The sequence below is a fragment of the Paenibacillus sp. S33 genome, from assembly GCF_053615415.1.
In genome coordinates this window covers 76,140-87,447 of sequence record NZ_JBSIEZ010000001.1, presented here as the reverse complement: position 1 = coordinate 87,447, position 11,308 = coordinate 76,140, and the positions used below count along the sequence as shown (strand labels likewise).

The 11,308-nt window shown below is 46.2% G+C and carries 9 protein-coding genes; all 9 read right to left on the bottom strand.

Annotated features, from left to right (window positions below; genetic code table 11):
- Positions 1–7 precede the first annotated feature (7 nt).
- The 9 genes from ACWGXJ_RS00410 to lysS all read right to left on the bottom strand — a co-directional run bounded on the left by ACWGXJ_RS00410 (position 8) and on the right by lysS (position 11,261).
- Complete coding sequence (locus ACWGXJ_RS00410; RefSeq protein WP_025721676.1) at positions 8–415, bottom strand: 3-hydroxyacyl-ACP dehydratase FabZ family protein; 408 nt, start codon at positions 413–415, stop codon at positions 8–10.
- Positions 416–419: 4 nt separating this feature from the next.
- Complete coding sequence (gene fabF / locus ACWGXJ_RS00405) at positions 420–1,661, bottom strand: beta-ketoacyl-ACP synthase II (RefSeq protein WP_069290771.1); 1,242 nt, start codon at positions 1,659–1,661, stop codon at positions 420–422.
- A gap of 23 nt (positions 1,662–1,684) precedes the next feature.
- Positions 1,685–3,385 carry a thiamine pyrophosphate-binding protein gene (locus tag ACWGXJ_RS00400; RefSeq protein WP_452565920.1) on the bottom strand — a complete coding sequence of 567 codons (1,701 nt, stop codon included), beginning with the start codon at positions 3,383–3,385 and terminating at the stop codon, positions 1,685–1,687.
- Positions 3,382–4,605, bottom strand: coding sequence for an aldehyde dehydrogenase family protein (locus tag ACWGXJ_RS00395; protein ID WP_013308166.1), 1,224 nt, complete (start codon positions 4,603–4,605; stop codon positions 3,382–3,384). The genes ACWGXJ_RS00400 and ACWGXJ_RS00395 overlap by 4 nt, the downstream gene beginning before the upstream one ends.
- A 44-nt stretch (positions 4,606–4,649) precedes the next feature.
- Positions 4,650–6,110 carry a class I adenylate-forming enzyme family protein gene (locus tag ACWGXJ_RS00390; protein WP_053324333.1) on the bottom strand — a complete coding sequence of 487 codons (1,461 nt, stop codon included), beginning with the start codon at positions 6,108–6,110 and terminating at the stop codon, positions 4,650–4,652.
- Between the two features lie 12 nt (positions 6,111–6,122).
- On the bottom strand, positions 6,123–6,893 hold the full coding sequence (gene fabI, locus ACWGXJ_RS00385) for an enoyl-ACP reductase FabI (protein WP_013308164.1): 771 nt from the start codon (positions 6,891–6,893) through the stop codon (positions 6,123–6,125).
- Between the two features lie 592 nt (positions 6,894–7,485).
- Entirely contained in the window at positions 7,486–8,019 is a 534-nt protein-coding gene (locus ACWGXJ_RS00380) for a hypothetical protein (protein ID WP_250267120.1), read from the bottom strand.
- A gap of 293 nt (positions 8,020–8,312) precedes the next feature.
- Positions 8,313–9,650, bottom strand: coding sequence for a TrkH family potassium uptake protein (locus ACWGXJ_RS00375; protein ID WP_452565919.1), 1,338 nt, complete (start codon positions 9,648–9,650; stop codon positions 8,313–8,315).
- A 90-nt stretch (positions 9,651–9,740) separates the two neighbouring features.
- A complete protein-coding gene (gene lysS / locus ACWGXJ_RS00370; protein WP_061831234.1) occupies positions 9,741–11,261 on the bottom strand; it encodes a lysine--tRNA ligase in 1,521 nt (506 codons plus the stop codon).
- Between the last annotated feature and the right edge of the window lie 47 nt (positions 11,262–11,308).

Below are 11,308 nucleotides of genomic sequence, written 5' to 3'. Positions count from 1 at the left end.
CACCCCGTCATTGATCCAGTGAAACAATTTCTTCCGCCTCAACCACCAATCGATCCCCTACGGAAGCCCGACCGCTTCCGAGAATATAGCCCCGCCGACGCTTGATCACTTCAAAATAGAGATCAATTCGGTCTCCAGGCTTGGCCAAGCTGTGGAATCGAATTCCATTGAGGTTAGTCAGGTATGAAATGCCTTTTTTATCAATCGCAGCGAATGCCGCTAATTGTGCAAGCGACTCCACAATCAACATAGGAGGCATGTATGGGTTAGTGTCAGTAATGAACCACTCACTCCAGGTGACAAGCTTGTATCCCTTCGCCCATTGCGACGTTTCGTACCCGGTCACGCCATCTAACAGAAGAAATGGGTACCGGTGCGGAAGCACATCCGGGATATGGATTAGCTCTTCGCTCACAGGCTTATTCCCCTTCCCACTTGCGAACAGCAAGGCAGACGTTGTGCCCTCCGAAACCAAATGAATTGCTAATCGCCGCGCGGACCTCGCGTTCCTGATATACATGCGGCACAAAATTCAATTCAGGAGCCTCAGGATTGTCGCAATTGAGTGTCGGTGGTACTTTGCTGTGAATCATACTCTGCACAGTCGCAATTAATTCGACTGCCCCTGCACCGCCCATTAAATGACCAGTCATGGATTTAATAGACGATATCGCCAAACGGGGGGCATGCTCCCCGAATACTTTTTGAATAGCATTAATCTCCATACGATCATTAAATGGCGTACTCGTACCGTGGGCATTGACGTAGTCGATTTCCTGCGGTGTTAAGCCGCCATCCTGCAGTGCGATATTGATCGCTTCTGCCGGGCCGGAGCCAGAGGGATCTGGAGCCGTGATATGATACGCATCAGTTGTGCATCCGTAACCCACAACTTCGGCCAGAATGGTGGCTCCGCGGTTCAAAGCATACTCCAACTCCTCCAGCACCAAGACTCCTGCTCCTCCACCGATGACGAATCCATCGCGATCCACATCAAACGGACGACTAGCCTTCTGCGGCTCTTCATTACGTCTGGAGAGAGCATGGATATTCGCAAAAGATGCCAGATCAAGCTGACTAAAATTGGCTTCTGCTCCACCGGCAACCACGACATCAGCCGTGCCGTACTGGATCGTACGTAATGCCTCACCAATGGCATTACTTCCTGTGGCACAAGCCGTAACCACAGCAAAAGAAGGCCCCTTGGCTCCAATAGCAATGGAGATTTCACCAGGTGCTGAATTAATCATCATCGAGGAAACAAAATAAGGAGAAACTCTTTTGGGACCAAGCTTTGTTAATTTCCCAAAGTTCTCCTCTATAACGTCGAGGCCGCCTGCTCCAGAGCCGACAATAACTCCCACGCGACTTGCATTCCGCTCATCAATCACTAATTTTGATTGCTCCACTGCCTGCCGGGCAGCCGCCAAAGCAAACTGAGTGAACTGTGCGACTTTATTAGCTTCCTTCTTGCTCATATATTGCAATGGGTCAAAGCCCGTAACCTGTGCACCGATCTTTGTCGGAATGTCCGCTGTATCGAAAGCAGTGACAGGTCCGATTCCACTTTTTCCTTCCAACAGTGAATTCCAGAAATCCGTAAGATTAAGCCCGACCGGCGTTACGACTCCCTGTCCAGTCACTACAACACGTCTTCTCACTGTATCCACGTCCTTCATTGAAATTAATTCTTAGAAGCCTGTTGCTCGTAGAGAGGAAAGTCGCCATACACATGACTGATTTTTTCATGCACATCCGCAAGATCAGCATATACCTCGACGACCACAAGCTTATTCTCCTGATACTTTTGCCAAGCAAGCTGAAGCTGTTCGCGTGCCTCTCCCTTACTCCGAATTGCAAGGCTTTCCACAAACTCATACTGAGGAATTTGAATTCCTGTCTTGGCCGCCTCAGAAACAAACGGGAGGGACTGCCCTGTGAGATGCTTATAATTCATTTGATTCTGTAACCAACCATACCCACCATTATTGAGTACGAGATAGATTAACGGTATTTGATACTCCACCGCCGTCATAAAATCCGAACAAAAGAGATTGAACGCACCGTCACCTACAAGTGCCACTACTGGACGTTGTGCTGCCACGCTTGCTCCCAGAGCAGCAGCCGCACCGAATCCAAGACTCGTTTGATCACTAGGAACAATCGAAAGAGAGCCTTGGGCAAAGCGAAAATATGGATAAAAATAGGACCACATATCCTGCAATCCATTCTCTTGAAGAAGCACCAGATTTTCAGGGAACTCCGTCTGAATCATGTCCAACAGCTCAGGAACGTGGATTCCAGGGGTCTTTTTCAGCTCTTCCAAATAAATAGCCCTGTGAGAAAAAGCCTCCTGTTTACAGCTCCTAATCACTTCAAGCCACACTCCATCAGGCTCCTGGACGCACCGTTCAAGCCACTGCTCCACCGCTGCATATCCATCACCAAGCACCTTGATACCCCTGTACTCGTGTGCAAAATCCTCCAGATTTACATTGACTTGAATCAAAGGTGTATCCTGTAGCAAAATATCCCACTCAAAAGTAGCCGTTTCTTCCAATCGACTGCCCAGTGTGATTACCACATCAGATTCCTTCCAGATTTGTCTTAGACTAAGATCTGTATAGAGTCCCGCAACACCACAGAAGAGTTCGTGGTCTTCATCAACTACCCCCCGTCCCGAGGCGGTTGCGAACAAGGCCGCTCCATGTTGGTTAGCAAACCGTTCAATCACATCGCCTGTACCTGACTTCATTCCGCCTCCGACTAGAATGAGTGGCCTGCGGGCGTTCTCAATAATTCCCCACGATGCATCCAACTCCCGATGAGACGGAGAGCACGACACCTTTTCTGGTGGGGTAAACTGAAGCCCTGTTGGCACAGGCTGGTCCATTAGGTTTTCAGGGAGTTCGATATAGACAGGACCTGGTGCTCCATTGATAGCCAAAAAGGCAGCCCGCTCCATCGCCCATACAAGCCGATCCACATGCTCGACACGATAAGCCCATTTTACGAGCGGCTTCACGAGTGAGATTTGATCCGCTTCCTGAAAGGATCGGGTACCCAGCTTGTCTCCGCCAGTACCAAGCGCCAGAAGCAGGAGCGGAGCGCCCAGGTTTTTGGCTTCCAGCAGCCCTGTGAGTGTATTACTGAGCGCAGGGCCTTTCCCCACAACACACACGGACATCTGGTTGGTGGTGAGCGCATAACCTGCTGCCATGAACACAGCATTACGTTGATCTTTGCACAGGATAAAATCCATACCGGATGAGGGGAGTGACGATACGATTTTGAGATCATCACTTGGTAATCCAAAGAGATGCTGAACCCCAGCCGATTTTAAGTAGCCAATGATGGCATCCCAGGGAAAGAAGCTCGCAGTCATACCAAACTCCTCTTTTCCGACAAATATTCGGCGACAATTTCTGAAATCAAGATCGGCTTCGAAATGAGCTTGAAATCGTAAAAAATATAGTTCGACATCGTGCCGTAGCCACCAAAAGGCTTATTACCTTGATCCACATCCTCAAGCGTCTGATTAATGGTCAGCGTGTGCTTCTTTCGCAGAACGTCAGTCAGGTGCTCCGATCCGTATAAGCTGCAACCCATTGCACGTTCACTGAAATAACTGGAGGAGATACGCTTGATCAATTGCTCGTCGTCTTGGTAGCTAACTACATTGAAGACTGGCGAAAAATACTCAATAATCTCCAGATTCTGATCCAATTCACTATATACAACCGTCGGCTCCATCTTTTTCGTACGGAAATCAATGCCACCGCCGTAGATAATAAACTTATCGTTCGTATTAAAATATTCAGAAACCGAGTTCAGCGCATCTTTATAGAAAATAGGGGAATAGTTTGCGTTCGGATCATCGTTGGCTCCAAACACAAGTTGGTCAAGCCGTTGAATCAGCAGATCTTTGAAATGCTCACTCACCTCTTGATGTACCAGAATGATGTCGGGTCCCAGGCAGTCCTGTCCTGAGTTGAACAGTCTCATTCGGATTACATCGGTAACCGCCAGTTCCAGATCGGCATCGGGTCCGATGACGAAAGGATTGATCCCTTGTCCATAGAAGATGTAGAGTTGGTCTTTTCGGATTTGTTTTTTGATCTTCTCCGCATTGACATAGCTCCCGGTGAACACCACAATATCAGCTGGCATAACCGAATTTTCCATAAAAACCCTTTGACTGACCTTACGAATATAGATGGGTAATCCGTGTACAGCCTGAAGCTTTTCATGCAGCATGTTGACGTACTCGTTTACGTGAGAAGAAGGGCGAAAGTCTATATTTTCAACGTACAGGGACGGAATCAAGAGGTATAATGCATAGGAGTACAAAATGACGTTGGAAGGCATAAATACAGCCATAGATCGTTGCCAGCTTGGCTGATAGGTCTGAACTTCTTGCAGAGCACCTTGAAGTGTGAGGATCGTGGAGTCAATTTCTGCATTGGCGGCCCGATAGGATGAAAATTGCGTGAGAATATCCATCACTTCCTGCCGATTTTCAATCAAATAATTGAGGCATTTCAGAATAGATTCATGCCTTTTCAGAAACAGTGTGTTTTCTGCCAGTTCTGGATTTATACTCATGGCACATTCTCCCTTTCCTGTATGCAGTTTTGGTATATATCTTGTTATGCTTTGCGAGAAGCAGCTTTCTCTAGAGCAACACGCTCCATCTCCAGACGATCTACTTTTCCATTGCGATTTAAAGGAAAATGATCGAGCGGAAGCAAAAGATCGGGAAACATGTATGAAGGGAGTACCTGACTCATCTCTTTGCGGAGCACAGGCACGACCTGTGAGGAATCACTTTCGATGAATGCGACAAGCAATGTCCCTTTAGCCTCATCCTCCAAGGTAATCACGCAGGATCGGTAGCCTAGCGAACCAATTCGGTCCTCAATATAGACCGGAGATACCATGTAGCCCATCCGGTTGACCGTCTTACCGCTGCGACCAATGACATACAGCATTCCGTCATCCAGATAGCCCAGGTCCCCCGTCTTGAACCAGCCGTCCTGTAGAACGGATTGCGTCAGGTCTGGACGATTTAGATAACCTTCCATGCATCCAGCACTGCGTATCCACACTTCGCCTACGATACCGTCCGCCTGCTGGTTGCCTGTAGAATCTAGTATTTTCAGATCCACACCAGGTAATGGTAGGCCACAACCCTTCGGACACTCTAGCGTCCCCAGCGTAACGTTGCCCAGTTCAGAAAGGCCATAACCATTCAGCAGGGGCTGTCCAAATATGTTGTTAAATTTCTCTTCAAGGTCCTGGGTAAGTGGGGAACCGCCTACGCACCACATGCGCACCGGAGCTTCCTTGACCATTTCCAGTTGTTCGGGTTTTCGGTTTAGCATACGCAACAAGGTGTAAAAAGCAGAGGGGTTAGCGTCTACGACCGTCGCCCGGTCTTTCGTAATACTTGCAATGACGCTCCAGAGGTTTTTTGGATTGCAGATGATGAGAGAACATGAAGTTAACCACCAGGAGAAGATAAGTGAGATTCCATAAAAATGAGAAAAAGGCACAACGGGGAGCATATGGTCAGACGGTAGGTAGTTCATGGCGTGTATGGAATGCCTGATATTCTCCATAAAAGCTGAACCAGCTTTCACGATTCCCTTGGGTTTGCCTGTCGTACCTGAAGAATACAGAATGAGCGCATCTGACCTCTCGCACCACTTGCTAAAGTCGAGGGCTTCAAGCTTTGGCTCTCCCACCCAATCCGGGTGTACTGCTTCTTCTTGAATCAGATCTTGAATCAGAATAACGAGAGCATGAGGAAGTTCTAAATCGGAATCCGTAAGGATGCAACAGGCACCCGCTTCATCATAGATTTGGGCCACCTCATCGAGCACAGTCTGCTCGTCCACCACAGTCACCGAAACAGCAATATTGCACAGGGAGAACAGAGACACAACAAACCAATAGGAATTGGCCGCTTTCAGAATCACTCTACCGTCTTCGGGAATTCCTCTGAGCGTCAACATCCGGGAGAAGATCGTAACGTCTCGCTCCAGACGCTCCCTAGTCATAACTCCTTCAGGTGAGATAATACGGCAATCCGTATGCGTAATAAGCACAACGTTCCCTCCTTACATCCCCGTAATATGGTATCCAGCATCTACATGGATAACTTCACCCGTAATGCCTCTCGATAAATGGGAAAATAGGAATAACGCCGTATCTCCGACTTCCGACGTATCAACCGTCTTGCGTAGGGGCGTAGTTTCTTCAATATGTTTGAGCATTGTGTTAAAATCTTTAATGCCATAGGCAGCCAAGGTCCGTATCGGACCAGCGGAAATCGCATTTACACGAATGCCATATGTGCCCAGATCATTCGACAGATAGCGCATGCTGGCTTCCAGTGAAGCCTTCGCCACACCCATAACGTTGTAATTTTTGATCGCTCGTTCTGCGCCAATATACGTCATGGTGACGATACTTCCACCCTCTGTCATCAGCGGGTATACTCGACGGGATACAGCAGCCAGAGAATAGGCACTGATTTCTTGGGCAACAGCGAACCCCTCGCGAGAAGTGTCAACGAACAAGCCATCCAAGTCCTCAGCCTTAGCATAGGCGACACTGTGAAAATAACCATGCAATACGCCTACTTTTTCTTTTAGAAAATCCGCCAATGCATCAAGCTCTTCATTGCTTTGTACATTACAAGGACAGACCAGTGCTCCCGGAATGGTTTCAACAAGCTTTAGTACCCGCTCTGCAACCCTCTCATTTTCATAAGTAAAAATGAGCTGTGCTCCTTCAGCAGCTAAAGATTGAGCTGTCCCCCAGGCAATACTCCTGTTATTAGCCACGCCCATAATCAAAATGTTCTTACCGCTCAGTAGTACTGCCACAGAAACCACCTTTCTTTTTTTTTACATTTTTAAACAAAATAACAACTTAATTGCGTATGTCTACATTTATAGACATATGTAATCTTTCCTGGAATATTATCGCGTTAATTGCCAAACTTGGATAGGCGACGTTTTAGGCAAATCACAAAATTTATTTTAAAATTTGTGTGAATGGGTAGAACACTACTCCGCAGTTGAGTTCAGCTGTAATCTCGAGACCAATTTTTTCTAATTCCAAGCGTTTCCATACTAGACCCATAAATTCGTTTACAACGATCCTTCTTACTAAGGTCTGGAAAACACATCGTGTATGCTGTCTGTCATCTCACAAGAAATAGTTGTGTTGCTTCTGTTGGTCTGTGTTCAAATCGAAAGGAATACATGTATGTGAAAAAAGGTAGCGAGGCAAAAACAAGGTGACTGTCAAAGCGAGTTAAACATAAAATCCGCATATTTTTGTAAATATTTACATTCCGATGACAGAATCACCCACCTACCGGAAGTAACCACTTCATTTTCACCAACAATGACTCTTCCGATTTGAACATCCTGAGTGACCAGCCAGATATCATCTAAGTGTAAGCCTTAACCTTTATAGACTACGCTTTTGTTTTTTGGGAGCTACAGTATAGCTAAAGGAGACAACAAAGTCGATTGCCAGAACGATTGCCCATGTTTGCATAATGCCCTCCAAAGACATCGTACGCTGAGGATCATCAACATACACAATGATGGCGAGCAACAAAGCATTACCTATAGCCCAACCCAAAAGGTGAAGCAACCATCCTATCCGTTCCTCTTTTGCATGAGCAGCACCATACTTGCGTTCAGGCTTGGGTCCCTTACCAAACCAATGGGAGAACCGTACATCCGCCCACTTAATTAACCTATGACCAAATGCTACTGTAATACCAAAATAACAGGCCGCCAAGCCAGTAGCAGTCGTAATCTCCATGCCACTTTTCACCGTGATGAACACCGCAATCAGTAACAGGATATCAATAATGGGGGTAAATAGTAAAAGAAGACCGCCTAACTTCTTCAAGCCAAACATATACCTTGCGATCAAGCCTGCAACAACAAAAACCCAAAATAAAACTTCAGCACTAATAATAAATAAATACATAATAGATGATTCCTTTCAAATTAGAAATTGGTATTTACCAAAACTATCCCCCTTTCATGCCCACTATCATACAATATTATACATAATATTCCTAGTATTTTGTCTATAATTACATAAAAGGAAACAAATAGCCGTTTTTTTCTGCGAAAAACTGTATCTGTTCAGAACATTTCGTTTTGTTCTCAAAATGGGCATTTTACATGATATGCTACCCATAAAGAATTATGATGATCTGAAATAAAAAAAGATGTACCTATGCTAATCAGCACGGGTACATCTTTTCTACAGATACACTATCCAATTACAATATGTCCTTCGGGACGACGGTACAATGTCTTGGTCGAGCGTGGACGAATGGCATAGGCAATCGTAAGAGGACCAATCCGACCAATAAACATGGTCACACAAATAATCAGCTTGCCTGCATCAGACAATCCTGGCGTTACTCCTACGGACAAGCCTACCGTTCCGATTGCGGAAGCAGCCTCAAATGCAAGGGAGAGAAATGGGGCATCCTCTGTCATTAGGAGCAGTACAACCACAATCGAGAATATAAATAGGGCCAGTACAATAATGGTCAGCGCCCGCATCATGATATCGTTAGGGACCCTGTGGCGGAAAAACACAATTTCCTTCTGTCCTCGCATGACGGCGATTAGCGCACCTACCATAAGCAGGAACGTAGTCGTTTTAATTCCTCCTCCCGTGGAGCCCGGAGAAGCACCGATAATCATCAGCAACATAATAAAAAACTGACTTGCCTGCCTTAACCCGCTGATATCGACTGTGCTCGTACCTGATGATCTCGTGGAGACCGATTGAAAGACAGCTCCATATACTTTGCCTTCCCAGTTCAACGCGCCCAAGGTTCGTGCATTGGTAAACTCAAAAATAAATATAACCAGCGCACCAATCACAATGAGCACTCCCGACACGCTAAGCACCATTTTGGAGTGTAGAGACAGTCTTCGGGTACGGCGAAAATCGAACAAATCACTAAGTACAAGGAAACCCAAGCCTCCAGATATAACGAGCACAGATGCAATCATATTGAAAACAAAATCTCCAGCGTACTGTTGGAAGCTAGTCCCAAACAGATCGAATCCCCCGTTATTAAAGAGGGATACGGAATGGAATATTCCATAATAGATCGCTTGTCCGACAGGCATCTCTCGCATCCACCGCAAAGCCAAGACGACAGCAGCTATCGTCTCAATGGTAAAAGAAAAGATCAGCACCTTGCGAATAATACGCACGATCCCTTCCATGCTATCGGCATTAATAGCCTCCTTAAGCAGCAATCGATCCTTTAACGATAATCGCCGCCCCAACAACAGCGCAAACAAGGTCGCTAAGGTCATAAACCCCAGACCGCCTAGCTGCATCAGCACCAAAATGACGGTTTCGCCAAACATCGTATACGTTGAATCGACGTCAACAACAACCAGTCCTGTGACACAAGCGGCTGAGACGGACGTAAAAAGCGAATCAATCCAATGCGGAGCATGACCACTATGATTGGCAACAGGAAGCATCAGTAGCAAAGTACCCAATGCAATAATCAATAAATATCCGATGACCAATATAAAAGGAGGCGATGCGAACCGACTAAGCTTGACGCTGCGTTTCATTAGAGTATTCTCTCCATCCGTTCTTATGAAAAAGAGGAACAAGACACGGGAAGCCCGGCTGATCCTCTATATTCATAATGTTATGTTATTCTACTGTTGGTTACGCATATGCGGGAAAAGCAGCACATCGCGAATGGAAGGCGCATCTGTCAGCAACATAACCAAACGATCGATGCCGATGCCCAGTCCACCTGTTGGTGGCATTCCGTATTCCAAGGCGCGGATAAAGTCATCATCCATTTCATGCGCCTCGTCGTTACCGTGCTCACGTTCCAGCAATTGTGCTTCAAAACGTTGGCGCTGGTCGATTGGATCATTCAGCTCAGTGAACGCATTCGCATGCTCACGAGCAACCACGAACAGCTCGAAGCGATCCGTAAACCGCGGATCTTGTTCGTTTTTCTTGGCCAACGGTGAGATTTCAACCGGATGTCCAGTAATAAAGGTCGGTTGAATAAGCGTTTCCTCTACGAACTGCTCAAAGAATGCATTCAGGATATGGCCAAATGTCATATGCGGTTCAACCGAAACTTTATGCTCTTTCGCAAGGCGATGAGCTTCTTCATTACTCATCTGCACGCTAAAGTCTACGCCTGTTACTTCTTTAACAGCATCAACCATGGAGACTCTGCGCCATTGCGGCGTCAGATCCACTTCTTGGCCTTGATATTGAATGTGCTGTGTGCCCAGTACTTCCTGCGCAATATGTGCAACCATGTTTTCCGTCAATTGCATGATATCTTTATAATCAGCATACGCTTCATACAGCTCAATCATCGTAAACTCAGGGTTATGGCGGGTCGAAATACCTTCATTACGGTACACACGACCGATCTCATATACTTTCTCCATTCCGCCGACAATTAGTCGTTTCAAATGGAGTTCAATAGCAATACGCATATAAAGCTGCATGTCTAATGCATTATGGTGCGTAACAAATGGCTTCGCTGCCGCCCCGCCAGCAATAGAATGCAATGTTGGAGTTTCAACTTCCAAATAGCCGAGCGAATCGAGATAACGACGCATGGATTGAATAATACGGGACCGTGTAATGAACGTTTTTTGTACTTCAGGGTTCATAACCAAATCAACATACCGCTGACGGTAACGCAATTCAACATCCTTCAGGCCATGATATTTCTCTGGTAATGGATACAAGGATTTGGACAAGACCTCAATATCCAGCACTTTGATTGTCGTTTCGCCTGTTTTGGTCTTAAAGAGCACACCCTTAACACCAACAATATCGCCCAGATCCAAAATACCAAATGCTTTATATTTGGATTCAGGTACCGTGTCTTGACGAACATAAATTTGAATACGTCCGCTAAGATCCTGTATATGAGCAAAGCTGGCTTTCCCCATCACACGTTTAGCCATAATACGGCCTGCTATGCTAACTTCAATATTCTTTTCTTCCAGTTCTTCCTTAGTCAAACTGTCATACTTGCTCAGTAGTACGCCCGCTTCAGCCGTGCGTATGTATTTGCGTCCAAAAGGATCAATTCCCAATGAGCGAAGCTCGTCCAATTTGGCACGGCGAATTTGCAATAGTTCACTTAATTCCTCGCGATTTTCTTGTGATTCCTGGTTAGTAGTTTCATCCGACATGGTGCTAAATCAGCTCCTTCAATATGAATAGACGGGCCGGGGTCCGT

Excerpts from the sequence above, each read along its gene's own strand:
- ACWGXJ_RS00395 (WP_013308166.1), bottom strand. The coding sequence starts at position 4,605 with ATGAGTATAAATCCAGAACTGGCAGAAAACACACTGTTTCTGAAAAGG.
- ACWGXJ_RS00375 (WP_452565919.1), bottom strand. The coding sequence starts at position 9,650 with ATGAAACGCAGCGTCAAGCTTAGTCGGTTCGCATCGCCTCCTTTTATA.
- ACWGXJ_RS00400 (WP_452565920.1), bottom strand. The coding sequence starts at position 3,385 with ATGACTGCGAGCTTCTTTCCCTGGGATGCCATCATTGGCTACTTAAAA.
- ACWGXJ_RS00380 (WP_250267120.1), bottom strand. The coding sequence starts at position 8,019 with ATGTATTTATTTATTATTAGTGCTGAAGTTTTATTTTGGGTTTTTGTT.
- lysS (WP_061831234.1), bottom strand. The coding sequence starts at position 11,261 with ATGTCGGATGAAACTACTAACCAGGAATCACAAGAAAATCGCGAGGAA.